The sequence below is a fragment of the Dietzia sp. Alg238-R159 genome (assembly GCF_900537145.1).
GTDB classification, from domain to species: Bacteria; Actinomycetota; Actinomycetes; order Mycobacteriales; family Mycobacteriaceae; genus Dietzia; species Dietzia kunjamensis.
This window is the reverse complement of sequence record NZ_UNRI01000002.1, coordinates 23,352-40,638: the sequence shown is the minus strand read 5'-3', so window position 1 is coordinate 40,638 and position 17,287 is coordinate 23,352. Positions and strand designations below refer to the sequence as shown.

At 70.3% G+C, this 17,287-nt stretch carries 18 protein-coding genes and 1 riboswitch; of the genes, 7 read left to right on the top strand and 11 right to left on the bottom strand.

Translation table 11 applies throughout. The features are described 5' to 3' along the window. The first annotated feature begins 81 nt into the window (after window positions 1–81). The 5 genes from G6R20_RS04940 (at window position 82) to G6R20_RS04920 (ending at window position 3,701) form a co-directional block, all read left to right on the top strand. On the top strand, window positions 82–540 hold the full coding sequence (locus G6R20_RS04940) for a DUF3817 domain-containing protein (RefSeq protein WP_096905531.1): 459 nt from the start codon (window positions 82–84) through the stop codon (window positions 538–540). After that, entirely contained in the window at window positions 537–1,205 is a 669-nt protein-coding gene (locus G6R20_RS04935; protein WP_083249828.1) for a TetR/AcrR family transcriptional regulator, read from the top strand. The genes G6R20_RS04940 and G6R20_RS04935 overlap by 4 nt, the downstream gene beginning before the upstream one ends. Window positions 1,206–1,209: 4 nt before the next feature. Then, entirely contained in the window at window positions 1,210–2,025 is an 816-nt protein-coding gene (locus G6R20_RS04930) for an NUDIX hydrolase (RefSeq protein WP_067715878.1), read from the top strand. Window positions 2,026–2,104: 79 nt separating this feature from the next. Continuing rightward, a complete protein-coding gene (locus G6R20_RS04925) occupies window positions 2,105–3,106 on the top strand; it encodes a hypothetical protein (RefSeq protein WP_119191641.1) in 1,002 nt (333 codons plus the stop codon). A 55-nt stretch (window positions 3,107–3,161) separates the two neighbouring features. Beyond that, window positions 3,162–3,701: a hypothetical protein gene (locus G6R20_RS04920; RefSeq protein WP_163375746.1), complete on the top strand. Its 540-nt coding sequence runs from the start codon at window positions 3,162–3,164 to the stop codon at window positions 3,699–3,701. Here G6R20_RS04920 and G6R20_RS04915 read toward each other — a convergent pair. Next, window positions 3,698–4,081: a YchJ family metal-binding protein gene (locus G6R20_RS04915; protein ID WP_096905534.1), complete on the bottom strand. Its 384-nt coding sequence runs from the start codon at window positions 4,079–4,081 to the stop codon at window positions 3,698–3,700. The two genes, G6R20_RS04920 and G6R20_RS04915, sit on opposite strands and share 4 nt — an antisense overlap. 140 nt (window positions 4,082–4,221) lie before the next feature. Here G6R20_RS04915 and G6R20_RS04910 point away from each other — a divergent pair, with 140 nt between their 5' ends. Together G6R20_RS04910 and G6R20_RS04905 are read left to right on the top strand one after the other, a co-directional pair. Next, window positions 4,222–4,470 (top strand): hypothetical protein, encoded by a 249-nt coding sequence (locus tag G6R20_RS04910; RefSeq protein WP_120283106.1) that lies wholly within the window; start codon window positions 4,222–4,224, stop codon window positions 4,468–4,470. Window positions 4,471–4,512: 42 nt separating this feature from the next. Continuing rightward, window positions 4,513–6,069 (top strand): fatty acyl-CoA synthetase, encoded by a 1,557-nt coding sequence (locus tag G6R20_RS04905; protein WP_119191640.1) that lies wholly within the window; start codon window positions 4,513–4,515, stop codon window positions 6,067–6,069. Between the two features lie 15 nt (window positions 6,070–6,084). Here the strand turns inward: G6R20_RS04905 and G6R20_RS04900 are convergent, their stop codons facing one another. The 10 genes from G6R20_RS04900 to secA2 form a co-directional block, all read right to left on the bottom strand. Next, window positions 6,085–6,933 carry an alpha/beta hydrolase gene (locus G6R20_RS04900; protein WP_173674757.1) on the bottom strand — a complete coding sequence of 283 codons (849 nt, stop codon included), beginning with the start codon at window positions 6,931–6,933 and terminating at the stop codon, window positions 6,085–6,087. Between the two features lie 26 nt (window positions 6,934–6,959). After that, window positions 6,960–7,787 (bottom strand): hypothetical protein, encoded by an 828-nt coding sequence (locus tag G6R20_RS04895; RefSeq protein WP_163375745.1) that lies wholly within the window; start codon window positions 7,785–7,787, stop codon window positions 6,960–6,962. Window positions 7,788–7,837: 50 nt separating this feature from the next. Then, window positions 7,838–10,717, bottom strand: a complete 2,880-nt coding sequence (gene gcvP, locus G6R20_RS04890) for an aminomethyl-transferring glycine dehydrogenase (RefSeq protein WP_205475743.1) — start codon at window positions 10,715–10,717, stop codon at window positions 7,838–7,840. Between the two features lie 177 nt (window positions 10,718–10,894). After that, a riboswitch (glycine riboswitch) is annotated at window positions 10,895–10,993 on the bottom strand. Window positions 10,994–11,027: 34 nt separating this feature from the next. Then, complete coding sequence (locus G6R20_RS04885; protein WP_235027748.1) at window positions 11,028–11,567, bottom strand: MerR family transcriptional regulator; 540 nt, start codon at window positions 11,565–11,567, stop codon at window positions 11,028–11,030. Between the two features lie 350 nt (window positions 11,568–11,917). Continuing rightward, the gene (locus tag G6R20_RS04880; RefSeq protein WP_096907250.1) at window positions 11,918–12,418 is read right to left on the bottom strand and encodes a bifunctional nuclease family protein; all 501 of its coding nucleotides are present in this window, start codon (window positions 12,416–12,418) and stop codon (window positions 11,918–11,920) included. A gap of 80 nt (window positions 12,419–12,498) precedes the next feature. After that, window positions 12,499–13,233 carry a MerR family transcriptional regulator gene (locus tag G6R20_RS04875; protein ID WP_067715790.1) on the bottom strand — a complete coding sequence of 245 codons (735 nt, stop codon included), beginning with the start codon at window positions 13,231–13,233 and terminating at the stop codon, window positions 12,499–12,501. Beyond that, window positions 13,230–13,649, bottom strand: coding sequence for an FHA domain-containing protein (locus G6R20_RS04870; RefSeq protein WP_172812138.1), 420 nt, complete (start codon window positions 13,647–13,649; stop codon window positions 13,230–13,232). Before G6R20_RS04870 ends, G6R20_RS04875 begins: the two co-directional genes overlap by 4 nt. A gap of 121 nt (window positions 13,650–13,770) precedes the next feature. Continuing rightward, entirely contained in the window at window positions 13,771–14,175 is a 405-nt protein-coding gene (gcvH, locus tag G6R20_RS04865; RefSeq protein ID WP_067715784.1) for a glycine cleavage system protein GcvH, read from the bottom strand. A gap of 47 nt (window positions 14,176–14,222) precedes the next feature. Further along, window positions 14,223–14,987: a CDP-alcohol phosphatidyltransferase family protein gene (locus tag G6R20_RS04860; RefSeq protein WP_082923877.1), complete on the bottom strand. Its 765-nt coding sequence runs from the start codon at window positions 14,985–14,987 to the stop codon at window positions 14,223–14,225. After that, complete coding sequence (gene secA2 / locus G6R20_RS04855; protein ID WP_163375744.1) at window positions 14,984–17,281, bottom strand: accessory Sec system translocase SecA2; 2,298 nt, start codon at window positions 17,279–17,281, stop codon at window positions 14,984–14,986. Before secA2 ends, G6R20_RS04860 begins: the two co-directional genes overlap by 4 nt. Window positions 17,282–17,287: the final 6 nt, after the last annotated feature.

Sequence of the window (17,287 nt, the reverse complement as noted above, 5' to 3'; positions counted from 1 at the left end):
GCCCCCGACCTGGAACCTACCCGCGCGGCCCGGGTCCGTAGCATGTGCGACGAACCCCGACCCGATCGATGGAGGACAGTTGTGACCCCCCGCATCCTGTACAAGAGACTCGCGCTCGCGGAGGTGGTCACCTGGACGCTCCTGATCCTGGGCATGATCGGCAAGTACGGCTTGGGATTCGACTGGGCGACCATGGTCGGCGGCAGCGTCCACGGGTTCGTGTTCCTCTGCTACGCGGTGGCCACCGTCGCGGTCTGGACCGACAAGCGGTGGACCGCAGGGACCGGTGTCCTCGGTCTGGCCTCCGCCGTGATCCCCTATGCAACCGTCCCGTTCGAGCGGTCGGTGGAGCGTCGTGGACTGCTCGACGGCCCGTGGCGGGTCGGCCCGGAGGGCGACGCCCCGCGTACGCTCCCGGAGCGCGTTCTGGCCTTCGCGGTGCGGTCGCCCGCCCTCGCGTTGGTGGCGACGCTCGTCGTGGTGGCGATCGTGTTCTCGCTGTTGCTGATGGCCGGCCCGCCGACCGAGTGGTTCTCGTGACCCCCACCCGCGAACCCGGCCGCCGGGAGTTGAACAAGGCCGACAAGCAGCGGCGCATCCACGCGGCCGCCCGCGACCTGTTCACCCGTCGCGGCTACTCCTCGGTGACCACCCAGGAGGTCGCCGATCTGGCCGAGGTCGGGACGGGGACGCTGTTCCGGTACGCGCAGTCCAAGGGCGAACTGTTGTGCATGGTCGCCAACGACGAGTTCCGCGCGATGGTCGAGACCGTCCCGGCCACCGGCGACCCGGTGAACGATCTCGTCACCCTGTGCGAACCTCTCCTGGTGGCGCTCGACAGGCAGCCGGAGAACATCGCGGCGTACCACCGCGAGACGCTGTTCGGGGAGCCCGGGCCGCACCGCGCGGAGGCGCAACGCATCCTCGGAGAGCTTCGCGACCTCATCGCCGGCGTCCTCGCAGGTCACTCGGGCACCTCCGCGACCGCGGACGACCTCGCCGGTCCGGCCCAGACCGTGTTCGACGTGCTCTACATGACCATCGTGCGGTGCGGGGTGGAGCGCTCCCCCGTCAGCGACAGCCGCGGGACTGTCACCGAGCAGGTCCGCCACGTGCTCTACGGCGTCCTGCCTCCGGCCGCCACGGGTTCCGACCGACCACACCCACCCCGGTGTGCGGCGCGCCACCGCGTCGGGCGAGACTGACAGCATGACCGAGGTTGACCAGAGCACCGCCCGCCCCGTCAAGGACGCCTCCACCGTGATGGTGATCCGCGATTCCACCGCCGGCCCGGAGGTGTTCGTCGCCCGCCGCGTCAAGGGTATGGCGTTCGCCGGTGGGATGACCGTCTTCCCGGGTGGAGGGGTGGACGCCGCCGACGACGACCCCGACCTCGCGTGGACGGGCCCGGCCCCCACCTGGTGGGCCGAGCGCCTCGGGTGCGACGAGCCGCGGGCCCGCCGGCTGGTCTGCGCCGCCGCCCGGGAGACGTTCGAGGAGTGCGGTGTCCTGTTGGCGGATCACCTCGACGGAGCCGCGGTCTCGGATGCCGGCAGGTACCACTCGGCCCGGGCCGAGCTCGAAGCCCACGAATTGTCGTTCAGCGGCTTCTTGGAGCGGGAGGAGCTCTCGCTGGCCGCCGGCCGTCTCCGTCCGTTCGACCACTGGATCACTCCCGAGGTCGAGAAGCGCCGGTACGACACCCGGTTCTTCCTCGCCGCACTGCCGGGCGGGCAGGAGCCGGACGACCTGACCACCGAGGTGGACCTGACCATGTGGGCCCGCCCCGTGGACCTGCTGGCGGACTTCCGTACGGGCCACTCGATGCTGCTGCCGCCCACCTGGACCCAGCTACGCCACCTCGCCGAGTTCGCGGACGTCGACTCCGCACTGGCCGCGTCCCGGACCATCGCGCCGATCCAACCGGAGATCATCGAGCACCGCGGCGGCATCAGGGTCGGGTTCGACGGCTCCGACGAGTACTGGTCGGACTATCAGGCAGGGCATCCGCCGACCGGGAACTGATCGGCGCGCGCCGGGACCCGTGCGCCGGACCCTGTCGAACCGCTCACGGAGACGGTGGCTCGGTGGTTGACTGCCTTGCATGCCGGCATTCGAGTTCGACGTGGACGCGTCGATCGCGGCCGGGTGGGACCGTTTCGCCTCCCACCTGGCCGATCTCCTGCGCGACCTGGTCCCCGGCGCGATCTTCGACCTGGCGGTACCCGTCCTCGGTGCGCCCTCCGCGCACACGCCGTACATCCGGTTCACCGCCGTCGCCTCCGGGCGGGTCGACGCCGAGGTCTCCGGCGGCGGTTCTGAGGACACCCCCACCCCCCTGAGCCCCGCGCAACTGGCGCAGCTCTCGGCCCTCGGATGGCAGGCCGCCGACACGGGTCGTGAACCGGATCCCGCCGCCGGCCCCCGTGTCAGCCTGACGACGGACCGGGCCCGCGAGCTGTCCCACCTCGTCGCCGGGACCCTGGAACAGGTGTTCGGGATCCGACACCCGGTGTTCCTGCACGATGTCACCGACTCCGATCCGGATGACCTCGTCGGCGCGCGTCCGGTCGAGCCCGGGCCTCCGGACGGGGACCCGGACGGGGACCCGTCCGACGCCGTGAGCCCCCCGGGCGGCGAGGACGACTTCCGCCCGCAGCCGATCACCGATCCGGACCAGGCGACCCGGGCTGTGGAAGCCGCCCTCACCGAGGTCTACCGGCGGCGCGTCCGGGCCGACGAGCACGATGTCTTCACCGTCCCCGCCGGGTGCGTCCTGCTCTTCGTGCGCGCGCACCGTTCCCTGCCGCTCATCGTGTTCCGCAGTCCGCTGGTGTCGGCGGTGGAGGACGCGGCCGCCGCGGAGACCGAGGTCGCGATCCTCAACCGCGACTCCTTGTGGTGCCGGTACGTCTTCGACGGCGAGGCGATCACCGCCGAGTCGGAGTTCGTCGACCGGGTGTTCGTGCCGGTCAACTTCAAGATCCAGCTGGCCGAGATCTCCGCGGAGCTCGATGACGTCTACCCGGACCTCGTACGCCGGGTCGCGGGCAAACACTCGCGGGACCTGCGAGCCTCCGATGACCCCGGCCCCGACGGGCCGTAGGATCAGGGACTGCCGGGACCGGCCCGGCGCACGATCCCGCCACAGGAGCGCCCCTATGCGTCGCGCCGCCCTCGCCGCCGTGGTCACGGCGGCGACCGTGTTGACCAGTGCCTGCTCTCCGTCGCTCCTCGGCGACGACGACGAACGCGCCGTGCCCGCCCCCACCGCGGAGCCCAGCGGCCCGCTGCCCTCATCCCAGCAGTTCGACCGCCCGTTCCCCGTCTCGGGCGATCTGTGGGACGCCACCGTCACCGTGTCGAACCTGCGGATCGAGCAGTCCTCCGCGTACTCGGACGCCGTGCTGGTGGTGGATGTCCGTGCCGTGCAGTCGTCCGGGCAGCCCGAGTTGGGTCCGGCCGACTTCTCCGCCTTCGACCCCTCGGGACGACCCTTCGAGCGGATCCAGAACCCCGCGGGAATCGTCGACGACCCGCTGGTCCCCTCGGTCCTGGCCACCCCCGGCGAGGAGATCCGGGGAATGGTGGCCTGGACGGTGCCCCGCGGTGTCAGGATCGGCCGGATCGATGTGACCACCCCCGGCACGATCGGTTCGTTCATCGTGACCCGCCAGCCGGACGACCCCGCCCGGTCCTAGTCGCCCGCGGGATCCGACCCCGTCAGGTACGTCCAGCGCCCGCCCCTGCGCTCGAACAGCGACCGTTCCCGCATCACGGTCGGGCCCTCCGGGCCGGTGTACCGCGCTTCGAACTCGACCACCCCGTCGTCGTCGCCCTCATCTCCGGCGACCACCTCCACGACGGTGAGCCCGGTCCACTCCACGTCGGATGCCTCGACCGTCGGCGGCCTGGTCCGGGGATGCCACGTGCGCCAGAGATGGTCCGTGTGCCCCAGCACGAACGCCGTGTACCGCGACCGCATCAGCCGCTCGGCCGTGCGCGCGGGTAGGCCGTCCTCGACGATCGGACCGCAGCACGTCCCGAACCCGTCCCCACTGCCACACGGGCATGCGCTCATCGGTCCACTCCGTTCCCCCTGCGATCCGATCCCCTCAGGCTACCGCCGCCGCACCGGGCGGCCACCGACCCGCCCAGCCCCGCCACCGGACGCCGCCCGCCTACCCCCGGCCTTCCCGGCGGTCTATCCTCGCTGGTGACATGACTGGTTTCGCTTCCCTCCGCTCGCTCACGCGACGCCGCCCGGACCCCGACCTCGCACCCCTTCGCGTGCGCTCCTGCCGCGACCTGTGCAATTGGAACGAGACCCCGGTCGAACGTCGGGGAGAGCCGCTGTTCGCGTGCCGCGGATGCGGATCCCAGTGGGTCCCGAGTGAACCGTGGACCCCGCGCGAGGCCACCGGGGAGATCCCCCGGGCCGTCCTGGACCTCCTCCGGTCCGGCGACTGACCACCCGGGGTACGACGTCACCGTCCGCTATAGAGTCGGACCATGACCACGACCCCTCTGTCCCCCCTCTCGTCCGCCGGCGCCGGGACCGTCGACGCGATCCTGCGACGGTCCGCCCGCCGGTTCCCCGACCGGGTCGCCCTGACCTTCGCCGACCGTCGCTGGACCTACGCCGAACTCGACACCGCGGTCGACCGGGTCGCCTCCCTGCTCGCCGCTCGGGGGCTCGACGACGGTGCGCGGATCGCCGCCTACGGGGTCAACTCGGACGCCTACCTCATCGGCTTCCTCGCGACCTCACGGGCGGGGTACACCCACGTCCCGGTGAACTACGCCCTGACGGGCGGAGAGCTCGAGTACCTCCTGACGGATTCCGGCGCCTCACTCGTGCTGGTCGACCCCGCACAGGCGCCGACCCTCGAGACCGTCGTCCAGACCCTGCCGTCGCTGCAGACGCTCGCGCTGCAACCCGCCGCCGGGGATCCCGCCGACGGCACGCTGCTGGGCGCGGCAGTGGATCGGGGCGAGGCCCGGCCCGTCGACTCCCCCGCATCCGGGAGCGACCTCGCGCAGCTTCTGTACACCTCGGGCACCACCTCGCGGCCCAAGGGCGCGATGATGACGCACGCGGCACTGGCACACGAGTACGTCAGCTGCATCCTCTCCCTCGACCTCGCAGCGGATGACGCACCACTGGTGACGATGCCGCTGTACCACTCCGCGGCCATGCACGTGTTCGCGATGCCCTACCTCTCGCTGGGGGCGACGGTGCACCTGATGGCCGCGCCCGACATCCCGGAGATCCTCCGGCGCGTCGAGGAGGACGGGATCGGGTCGCTGTTCCTCGCACCGACGGTCTGGGTTCCGCTGGCCTCCCACCCCGACCTCGACACGCGTGACCTGTCGAGCCTGCGCAAGTCCCAGTACGGCGCGTCGATCATGCCGGTCACCGTGCTGCAGCGCCTGCGCGACAAGTACCCCGAGCTCGGTTTCTACAACTGCTTCGGGCAGTCCGAGATCGGGCCGCTGGCGTGCGTCCTGCGTCCCGAGGAGCACGATGCACGCCCGGCCAGTGCCGGCCGTCCCGTCTTCTTCGTCGAGGCGCGCGTCGTCGACGAGAGCGGCGCGGAGGTCGCGGCCGGCGAGCAGGGTGAGATCGTCTACCGCTCCCCGCAACTGTGCCAGGGGTACTGGAACAAGCCCGAGGCCACGCAGGAGGCGTTCCGCGACGGGTGGTTCCACTCCGGGGACCTCGTGGTGCGTGACCCGGAGGGGTTCGTCGAGGTGGTCGACCGGATCAAGGACGTCATCAACACCGGCGGTGTCCTGGTGGCCTCCCGCGAGGTGGAGGACGCCGTGTACCGGGACGAGCGGGTCGCCGAGGTCGCCGTGATCGGCACCCCGGATCCCAAGTGGATCGAGGCGGTGACCGCGGTCGTCGTCCTCAAGGACGGAGTTCACGCCACGGAGGACGAGATCGTCGCGGGCACGCGCGAGCACCTCGCCCCGTTCAAGGTGCCCAAGCGGGTGGTGTTCGTCGATGAACTGCCCCGCAACCAGTCCGGAAAGCTCCTCAAGCGGGAGTTGCGGCAGGACTGACACGCCTCGGGGCGGTCAGGCGATCCGGGCCAGGACCTCGCGTGCCACCAACGCGGGGGCCTGTTCCGGTATCCAGTGACCGAGGTCATCGAGCGGGACGAAACGGTACTCGGCCGTCACCCGCTCCGCCGTCGCGTCGGCCCCGCTGCGCGCGACCGCGGGATCCTGCCCGCCCCACAGGAAGGTGGTGGGGACGGTGACGTCGGGGAGGTCGTACCTCCGCATCGCGCGGTACCAGTGCAGGGCCGCGGTCAGGGCCGAGCGCTCCCCGAGCACCTCGAGATGCCTGTCCACCAGATCCGGCGGTACCTGCCCGCCGAACATGGCACGCAATCGGTGAGCATCCCCCTCGAGGAGCACGTCCTCGGCCTTGCCCTCCTGCCGGAACAATCCGAAGTACGCCGACCGGGCCTGTTGATCGGGATCCGCCCCGATCGCGTCGGAGAACGCCGCGAGATGCGGGATCGAGATGGCCGTGAGACTCGCGACCCGATCGGCGTGGTGGGCGGCCAGCCACCATGCCACGGACGCCCCCCAGTCATGACCGACCACGTGGACACGCTCGAGCCCCAGACCGTCCGCCACGGCGAGGGCGTCAGCCGACAGGTGCTCGATGGCATAGTCCGCCACATCGTGCGGACGCGCTCCGGGCGAGTATCCACGCTGCATGGGGGCCACCACCCGGACACCCTGAGTCACCAGGTCCGCGGCGACGCGTTCCCATTCCCACGCCGACTCGGGGAAGCCGTGCAGGGCCAACACCGTCCGCACCGGTGCAGTGTCGGCCGCGTGGCCGTCCGGCTCCCACACCAGGACGTCGAGGGTGCCTGCCGGGACGTCCACGGTCGTTCTCCGGGGTTCCATGGAGCGGACCCTAGCGCGCCACCGGGTCAGCGCGGGCGGGTTCCCCGATGCGTCCGGTCGGACGCGCCCGAGCAGTCGGCCGGCGCCCGCCGGTCGTGCCACTCCCGGACGAGCCACATCTCGATCACCAGCGGGTCGACGGCCGCCTCGCGAGCCCACGCGGCGACCACGTCCAGGTAACGCTGGTAGCGCCGCGGGGTCAGCCGGGAGGCCGAGTCGATCTCGGTCCAGCCGGCGTGGATCAGGGTGCCGATCCCCGCCGGATCGACCGGCACGATATGCGGCGCCGACCAGGCCATGCCCAACGACGACAGGTACAGCGACGCCAGGGGGTACCCCAGGTCGGGAACGCCGCGCCCCGCTCTGCCGGCGGGAGCTCCGTGCCGCAGGAGGTTCATCGCCTCAACCGGCGCGTCGAGCCAGTCCACCACCTCGTGCAGCACGAGTGGGTATCCGTGGGAGGAGACCGATACCCGACCGTGCCGGTCCCGCTCGGCTACCCGGAAGTCCGGCAGCCCGCGCCGCACCCCCGATCGCGACGGGTGGCCGGACAGCCAGGCGGCGCACATGTAGAGCGCCACGACGGATTCCTCGAGACTGCCCCGGGCGCGCCGACCCGCCGCCCACAGGTCGCTCCTGCGGAGGTACCCGGGCCCGGACTCGACCCGCCCGCCGTCGAGGCCACCGGCGACCAGGCGGAGGTCGACGCGCTTCTCCGCGAGGCGCAGGTTCCACAGGTCCAGATCGATCCCGACGTACTCGTCGGCGACCAGCAGCGCGGCAGGCTGCGCGCGGCACCACTCGCGGCAGGCCGCGGGGAGTGCGGGGATCGGGTGGGGTCCGGTCGTCGTCATGCCCCGTACCGTGTCATGCGGGTACGACAACACCGGACCCCGGCGCCGGTTCAGTCCTGTGCGAACGCGTCCAACGGCGGGCACGAGCAGACCAGGTTGCGGTCGCCGTAGGCCCCGTCGATCCGGCGGACGGCCGGCCACACCTTCGGGCGCCAGGTCGACCCCAGGGGGTACCCCGCGACGCTGCGCGGGTAGGCGTGCGTCCACTCGTCGGCGGACACGCTCTGGGCCGTGTGGGGCGCGCCCCGCAGCGGGTTGTCGTCCACCGTCCACTCGCCGTCGGAGACCCGGTCGATCTCGGCGCGTATCGCCGCCATCGCATCACAGAACGCGTCCAGTTCGGACAGGTCCTCGCTCTCGGTCGGCTCGACCATGAGCGTGTTGGGCACCGGGAAGCTCATGGTGGGCGCGTGGAAGCCGTAGTCGGCGAGACGCTTCGCGACGTCGTCGATCGAGATGCCGACCGAGTCGATGAGCGGGCGCAGGTCGAGGATGCACTCGTGGGCGACCCACCCGCCGTCACCGGAGTACAGCACCGGGAAGTGCTCCCCGATACGCCGGGCCAGATAGTTCGCGCTGGCGATGGCGGTGAGCGTGGCCCGGCGCAGTCCGTCGGCCCCCATCATCCGCACGTACGCCCACGTGATGGGCAGGATCGACGCGGAGCCGAACGCGGCCGAGGAGACCACGCCACCCGCGCCCAGGCCGTCCTCGTGGGGATGCCCGGGCAGGAAATCGCGCAGGTGCTCGGCCACCGCGACGGGGCCGACGCCCGGTCCACCGCCACCGTGGGGGATACAGAAGGTCTTGTGCAGGTTGAGGTGGCTCACGTCGCCCCCGAACCGGCCCGGGCGCGCGACCCCGACCAGCGCGTTGAGGTTGGCCCCGTCGATGTAGACCTGACCCCCGGCATCGTGGACGATCGCGCAGATCTGCTCGATGTCGTGCTCGTACACGCCGTGTGTGGACGGGTAGGTGATCATGATCGCCGACAGTTCGGCGCCGTACTTGTCCACCTTCGCGCGCAGGTCGTCCACGTCGACGTCGCCGTTCTCACGGCACGCCACCACGACGACCTTCATCCCGGCCATGACCGCGGAGGCGGCATTGGTGCCGTGCGCGGACGACGGGATGAGGCAGACCGTCCGGTCCTCCTCCCCGCGCGATCGGTGGTAACCGCGGATCGCGAGGAGTCCGGCGTACTCGCCCTGGCTACCGGCGTTGGGCTGCAGACTGACCGCCGCGTACCCGGTGATGTCGACGAGCCACTGCTCGACATCCGCGACGAGTTCGCGGAGTCCGGCGCTCTGGTCCGCCGGGGCGAACGGGTGGAGTCGGTTGAACTCCGGCCACGTGATGGGCTCCATCTCGGTGGTGGCGTTGAGCTTCATCGTGCACGAGCCCAGCGGGATCATGGTCCGGTCCAGCGCCATGTCCTTGTCCGAGAGCGCCCGCAGGTACCTCAGCATCGCGGTCTCGGTGCGGTACCGCACGAACGCCTCGTGCTGGAGGAACTCGCTCGTGCGATCCCCGTGGCCCGGATCCACCGAGATCTCGACGGCCCCGACGGCACCTGCGCCGAATGCCTCGAGCACGATCCCGACGTGCTCGGCGGTGGTGGCCTCGTCACACGCGATCGACACGGAGTCGTCGTCGACCTTCCACAGGTTCACCCCGCGCGCGGCGGCGGCGGCCAGTACCTCATCAGCGCGTCCCGGTACACGGGTCAGGACCGTGTCGAAGAACGCGTCGTGGACCACCTCGACCCCGGCCGAGCGCAGTCCCCGGGCGAGAGCATCGGCGTGGGCGTGCACCCGGCGGGCGATCGCCGAGAGACCGTCGGCGCCGTGATAGGACGCATACATCGCGGCCAGGACCGCCAGGAGGACCTGGGCGGTGCAGATGTTGGACGTCGCCTTCTCGCGACGGATGTGCTGCTCACGGGTCTGGAGGGCGAGCCGGTACGCGACCTGTCCGTCGGCGTCTGTCGACACCCCGACCAGTCGACCCGGCAGGTTGCGGGCGTGCGCGCTGCGGCACGCGAGGAAACCGGCGTGCGGCCCGCCGAAGCCCATCGGGACCCCGAAGCGCTGGGTGGTGCCGAAGCACGCGTCCGCGCCCTTCTCCCCCGCGGGGGTCAGGACCGTCGCCGCCAGCAGGTCGACACCCGCGGCGACCATGGCGCCCCGCTCGTGGCACTGCTCGATGAGCCCGGACACGTCGGCGACACGACCGGACGCGCCGGGGGTCTGCACGAGCGCCCCGAAGAACTCTCCCTCGGGCAGGCCGTCGTCCACCAGGTTCGCGGTGACGATCTCGATGCCCAGGGGCTCGGCGCGGGTGGCGAGGATCGCCGCGGTCTGGGGGAAGATGTCGACGTCGACGGCGAAGCGGGGGCTCTTGGAGGAGCGGTTGGCCCGTCGCAGCATCGTCATGGCCTCGGCCGCGGCTGTGCCCTCGTCCAGCATGGAGGCGTTCGCCATGTCCATACCGGTCAGGTCGGAGACCATCGTCTGGAAATTCAGGAGCGCCTCGAGACGGCCCTGGCTGATCTCCGGCTGGTAGGGGGTGTAGCCCGTGTACCACGCCGGACTCTCGATGATGTTGCGGATGAGCACCGGCGGGGTGAGCGTGTCGTAGTACCCCTGGCCGATCATCGACACGGCGACGGTGTTGCGGTTCGCGAGTTCACGGAGCGCGGCGAGGGTGTCCGCCTCCGACAGCGGCTCCGGTAGCGCGTCGATCCCCTCAGCACGCCCGTCCGCGCCCACCTCGTCGAGGATGACCGACGGGACGGACCGCTCGGCGAGCTCGTCCAGCGAGCTCACCCCGATGGTGTCCAGGATGCGTTCCAGGCCGTGGGCGTCGGGACCCAGGTGGCGGGCGACGAACTCGCCTCCGGTCCGGGAGATGTCGGGGGTCGTCGTCACAGGTGCTCCTCAGGTGGCGGGGCCGCCCGGACAGGCGGCCTGCGGGCCGGTGCTACCCTCTCCGCTCTGTCCCCTGCCGGACGGGTGCCGGCGCCTGAGAGATTCACCGGACTCGCGAGGCGAGCCCGGCTTTCCCCGTGGGCGGGTGGTCTGTTCCACCGCTCTCCAGAGGCGTTAGGCGACTACACGGTCCGGGTGCCTGAGAGATTCTCGGAGAGGAGTTGCTCCTTCGGCGCCCACGGCCCGTAGGCCGCGGAGCTCTCCCGTGAGTCGCGTGAACGCACGGCCGAGTCTAGACCACCCGAGCCGATCAGCCCGTGCGGCGTGAGGCGCGTGCGCGCCGACGGGCCGCCAGTTCGTCCTCCACCGGCGTCAGGATGTCCTCCTCCGACACCGTCTCGGCGGGGAACTCGGCGATCGAGCCGGCGAGCTCACGCATCGCTCCCCCGATCCCGATCCCGAAGACACCCTGCCCGCCCTGCAGCAGGTCGAACACCTCCTCCTTGGAGGTGCACTCGAACACGGTGCGGCCGTCGGAGAACAGGGTGATGGTCGCCAGATCCTCCACACCACGTGAACGGATCTGGTCCACGGCCTTGCGGATGTTCTGCAGCGAGATGCCGGTGTCGAGCAGCTGCTTGACGATCTTCAGGACGAGGATGTCCTTGAACGAGTACAGGCGCTGGCTACCCGAGCCGGCCGCATTGCGGATCGACGGCACCACGAGGTCGGTGCGTGCCCAGTAATCGAGCTGCCGGTAGGTGATCCCGGCGATCTGGCATGCGATCGGGACCCGGTACCCGCTCGTGCCGTCCGGGATCCCGTCATCGGGGAACAACCCGGGCTGCACCTCGTCGAAGGAAGCCTGGGTGCCCTCTCCTCGGTCCCCGAAGAGACTCTCCGTGTTCGTATCGGCGACGGACGGCTCCGAGACCCGGGTGTGGTCGGCCACGATTGCTCCCTCAAGCTGCGGGTGTCGCCACGATCGTGACGACACGGTACCGGGCGACGAGGCCCGGATCCTGGACGCGTGAACACCATCGGTGTAGTTCACTGAGGGCAACGCTATGCCCGCCGGGGGCCCTGATCAATAGGACACGCGGTAAACCTCAACCTCAAGTTGAAGTTTAGAGTCTGTCCTGACCTGCGAACTGGTATCGGTGTGGCCACTGTGAATGCCAAACTCGCAGGTCGCAGGCGTCAGGACGATGACCCGCCCGGTTCTCTGGGCGCCTCCGGTCCGCCGAGAAAATCGTCAGGGTTCACCTGATCGAGGAACTCCCGGAAGGCTTCGACCTCTTCCTCGCCCTGCTCCACGAGGGAGATCCCCACCTCGTCGAGCACCTCCCGGCTCACGAGTACCGGCGAGGAGGTCCGCAGTGCAACCGCCACCGCGTCGGACGGGCGCGCGGACACCCTCGTGTCGCCGAAGACCAACTCCGCGAAGAACGTCCCCTCGGACACTCCGATGATCTCCACCTGCTCCAGCGGATGCGAGAAGGTGTCCAGTAGCGCGGCCACGAGGTCGTGGGTCAGCGGCCTGCTCGGCCGCACCCCCTGCTGTTGGAGGCTGATCGCCGCGGCTTCGGCCGCCCCGATCCAGATCGGTACGTACCGGCCACCGTCCTTCTCGTGCAGGATCAGTACGGGTGCGTACTCCGGCTCCTCGAAACGGACGCCGACGATGTCGACCTCGCGCATGTTCTTTCCCATGTTCTCCGCCTCTCCCACGTCTCAAGCGTAGCCCCGATCCGGTTCACCGCGAGCGGGCGCTGTCCCTGTCAGGACTCGAGGGCGTGCCTCACGGCGACGGTCACCAGGGTCGAATGGAGCGACACCGACAGTGCCGCGATCTCCCGCGCCAACTCCGCGGCCCGGTCACGGGCATCGGCATCGCCCTGGCGGGCCACCGGGCCGGCGATCTGGGTGATCAAGCCGGTCTGCCGATCCGCCGCCGTGCGGAAACCCCTGAGGTGGCGCACGTCCACCCCGTGCCCGGCCAGATCGTGCGCGGTCCGCGCCACCAGGACCGCTTCCGGGTCGAAGAAGCCGCCGGGCCCCGCCGCGATCAGGCCGGCGTCGATCAAGGCGTCGACCAGTGCGGCGTCCACCCCGGACTGCTCGACCACGTTCTCGCGGGTGAGCCTCTTCAGGGTGTCGCTCCGGAAATCGTCCGGGGCGGAGCCGGGGACGCCGTCCTCACCCGACCGGGGCCGCAGCGCGGTGGTCGACCCGTCGGCGATGCCGGCGTCCAGTGCGTCGAGTTCCTGCCGGATCACCTTGAGCGGCAGGTACCGATCGCGCTGGGCGGTCAGTACGTACCGCAGGCGCTCGCGGTCCTCGACGCTGAACCGCCGGTATCCGCTCGCCGTGCGCTCAGGGGTGACCAGCCCCTCGTTCTCGAGGAACCGGACCTTCGACACCGTCAGGTCCGGGAACTCCGGACTCAGAAGTGCGATGACGCCCCCGATGGAGAGGTACTCCTCCCTCGGGGCGCCCTGTCCGGCGGCGGTCACTGCCCGGGCGTACCCGTCAGGAAGACGAGACGGAACTTGCCGATCTGGACCTCGTCGCCGTTGGACAGCGACGCCGAGTCCACGGGCTCACGATTGACGTAGGTACCGTTCAGCGACCCCACGTCGACGACGGTGAAGGTCTCGCTCTCGCTCCGGAACTCGGCGTGCCGCCGGCTCACCGTCACGTCGTCGAGGAAGATGTCGCTGTCCGGGTGCCGTCCCGCGGACGTGGTGGCCTGGTCGAGCAGGAACCTCGACCCCGCGTTGGGGCCACGCTTGACCACGAGCAGCGCCTGCCCCTCGGGGAGCCCCTCGACACCGGTGACGGCGGAGTCGGACTGGGCCGCCTGCTGGTCGGATTCGTTGAGGAGCTCGGCACGGAACACCGAGGTGGTCTCGGCGGTCGCCTCGGGCATGTTCTTGTTCTCGGTCACGTTCGTATCTCCTCGTCCGAGCCCAGCGGGGGCTCACCGTGCGGTGCTGTTGATTCTATGTCGGAGTCCCCGGTCGCGGGGCCCGGGGGCGGCGACTACCCGCTCAGCCCTCGGTGATCTTGGCGTACCCGTCCGAATCGAGGGTCTGCTCGAGCTGGGACTCCAGGTCGTCCACATCGGCGATCTCGAGGACGACGATCCACCCCTCACCGTACGGATCCGAGTTGACCAGTTCGGGAGACGTCTCGAGGGCGGTGTTGACCTCGACGACCTTGCCGCTCAGTGGCGCGTAGAGGTCGGACACGCTCTTCGGCGACTCGACCTCACCGAAGGGCTCACCCGACTCGGTCTCCCCACCGACGTCCGGGAGTTGGACGAACACGATGTCGCCCAACTTGGACTGCGCGTACTCGGTGATTCCGATGCGCACGCGGGTGTCCGACACCCGCTCCACCCACTCGTGCTCATCGGTGTACCGGAGCTGGTCGGGGATGTTCTGATCGCTCACTGACGCGCCCTTCTCGAGTGGCTCACTTCGAATTCCATCTGGCGACATTACACACCGTCGGGCGCCCCCACATCAGCCGATCGGACCCCGCGCGGGCGAACCGCCCGCGCGATCCTCGACGCCTGCCAGACGTAGATGCCCCCACTCCAGGCGTACAGGCCGACACCCCAGTACAGGCACGCCTCCCCCACGAGTTCGAAGGCCTGGCCTCCCGGTACTCCGGCGTGGCCGGTCAGCAGCAGTGGGAGCGACCAGAACAGGGCGAAGGTCGCCGCCTTGCCCAGATAGGTGACCTCGGGGTCCAGCCCGCGCCGGCGATAGACCGGGAGCGTGGCCGTCAGTAGGAGATCACGCGCGATCAGCACCACCACGATCCACACCGGGATGTATCCCGCCACGGCGAAGGAGACGGGGACGGCGGCGACGAGGATCCTGTCGGCGATCGGGTCCAGACGCTCGCCCCAGGTGGAGCGCATGTTCCACAGGCGGGCGATCTTGCCGTCGAGCCAGTCCGACACCACCAGCACCCCGAGGAGCCACAACGCCAGGGGTGGGTCATCCCACGCCAGGATGCTCAGCACGAGGACCGGGATCAGGGCGATGCGCCCCAGGGAGATCGCGTTGGGCAACGTCCAGAACCGGTCGCTGACCTCCGGAACCCTCGCGGGCGTATCGGGCCCCAGGCCGGGCGGGACCGCCGCGGACAGGTGGCCGTCCCGCGGCGGGGGGATCCTGGCCCCGAGGACCTTGCCCTCGCCGGTCCGCCATTCCCGGAGGTCGGTCTCCCGTCGACCGTCACGCGCCGCACTCATCGGAACGTCGACATCATCCCGGAGAAGACGTTCCCGCCGGCCGCCATCGGGTTGTCGTGGACCATGTAGGTCCAGGTCGAGGTGGGCCGTGCCATGGAATTGGCCTCGAGGTCCACCCCGGAGGCGGTGAACTCGATCTCGGCGAACGTGGCCTCGGACTTGCGGACCGCGTCGGAGGCGAGATCGCGGAAGTGGTCGATCGCGATCCGGTGGAACTCGTCGAGGGGGTTCTCGCGTCCCAGCGCGCGGAGGTGGATCGATTCGCGGACGTCGTTCATCGTCTCGAGATGTCGCGCCCAACCACGGTCGAGATGCCACAGCATGATCTCGCGGCATCCCTGCACCACGGCGTCGCGGCCGTGCGCCTCCACCAGTCGGGCACTCCGTTCGGGATCATGTGCCGTGAGTTCCTCGAACGCCTTGTCCGTGCGGAGCAGCGCGGCACGTCGCTCGGCGAGGATGTCGCGCTGCTCGGCGAGGAGACGGCTGTAGCGCCAGGTGTTGGCGTGGATCTCCAGCATCTGTCCCTCGGTCACCCGCTGCGCGTGATCGACGGCGTCACGACCGCGATTGCCCTTGAGCAACCCGGTGATCCGGTCGTGGGCGGTCGGGATCTTCTCGGGTTCGAGCGCCGAGGTCACCACCGGGTCGTCCATGGACGCGAAGAACACCGAGCTACCCGGGTCGCCCTGACGCCCCGCCCGTCCTCTGAGCTGGTTGTCGAGTCGCTCGGTCCGGTGCCGTCCGGTACCCACCACGTGCAGTCCGCCGAGCTCCACGACCTCGTCGCGCCGCGACTCGTCGGAACCACCGAGCCGGATGTCCGTCCCGCGGCCGGCCATCTGGGTGGAGACGGTGACGTTCCCCACGTCGCCCGCCTCGGCGATGATCGCCGCCTCCTCCTCGTCGTTCTTGGCGTTGAGGACCGCGCAGTCGACACCCTTCTCGGCGAGCCGCGCGGCCAGTTCCTCGGACTCGGCCACGTCGTGTGTGCCCACCAGGACCGGCTGGCCGGTGGCGTGGACGCTCACGATGTGCTCGACCACGGCGCGAGTCTTGCTGTCGGTGTCGATGTAGGTCCGATCGGCCTCGTCGAAACGGATGTTCGGCGCATTGGAGTCGATCTGGGACACGCCCAGGGAGTAGAACTCGCGCAGCTGGGCACCGGCGGCGAGCGCGGTACCGGTCATGCCGCACACCTTGTCGTACCGCCCGATGAAGGCCTGGACCGTGAGACTGTCCAGAATCTGGCCCGCTTCGGACACCGGGACGCCCTCCTTGGCCTCCACGGCGGCCTGGAGTCCGTCCGGCCACCGCTGGAGCTCGGCCACGCGCCCGCGCGAGGCGTTGACCAGTTGCACCCGTCCGTCGCGGACGATGTAGTCCACGTCCCTGCGCAGGAGGAAGCACGCGTGGAGGGCCACGTTGACCTGAACGAGGGTGGTACCGACGTGGTCGGCGTCGTACAGGTCGGCGATGCCGAGTTCGGTCTCGATGGCCTCGGCACCGTCCTCGGTGAGGAAGATGTTGCGCCGCTCGGAATCGGTCTCGTAGTGCCGCCCCGGGCGCAGCTTGCGCACCGCGGCCAGGACCTCCCCTGTCGGCGCCTCCCCGGACGTGGACCCCGCCAGCACCAACGGCACGAGAGCCTCGTCCACCAACACCGAGTCGGCCTCGTCCACGAGGGCCACGTCCGTCGTCGGGGAGATGAGGTCCGACGGGTTGGTCACCAATTGCTCGCGGAGGACGTCGAAACCGATCTCCGAGACCGAGCCGTAGGTGACATCGCAGCCGTAGGCGTCACGCCGTTCATCGCGTGTCGAGGATTCGGTGACGTGGCCGACCGAGAGCCCGAGCAATTCGAACATCGGCCCCATCCAGCGCGCGTCCCGGGCGGCGAGATAGTCGTTGACCGAGATGACGTGCACCGTGTGGCCCTGGAGGGCGTAGCCGGCGGCGGCCACCGCCCCCGAGAGTGTCTTGCCCTCGCCGGTCGCCATCTCGACGACATCGCCGGCGAACATCCGCAACGCTCCCTGGAGCTGGACGTCGAACGGCCTCAGACCGACGGTCCGGGTGGCGGACTCCCTCGCCAACGCGAGGAGCCGGGCGAGATCCTCGGGCGAATCACCGAAGAGCTGCAGCCCGTGCGCGGCGTCCGCGAACTCGCCGTCGTCCAGTCCCGCCGCCCACCCGTCGTACTCGTGCGAGGCCTCGACCGCGCTCTGCGCGCGCGAGGTGTCGCGTCCCTGGGTGGAGCCCATGAGCTTCCAGAAGCGGTTGGCCAGTCCCACGCGTGG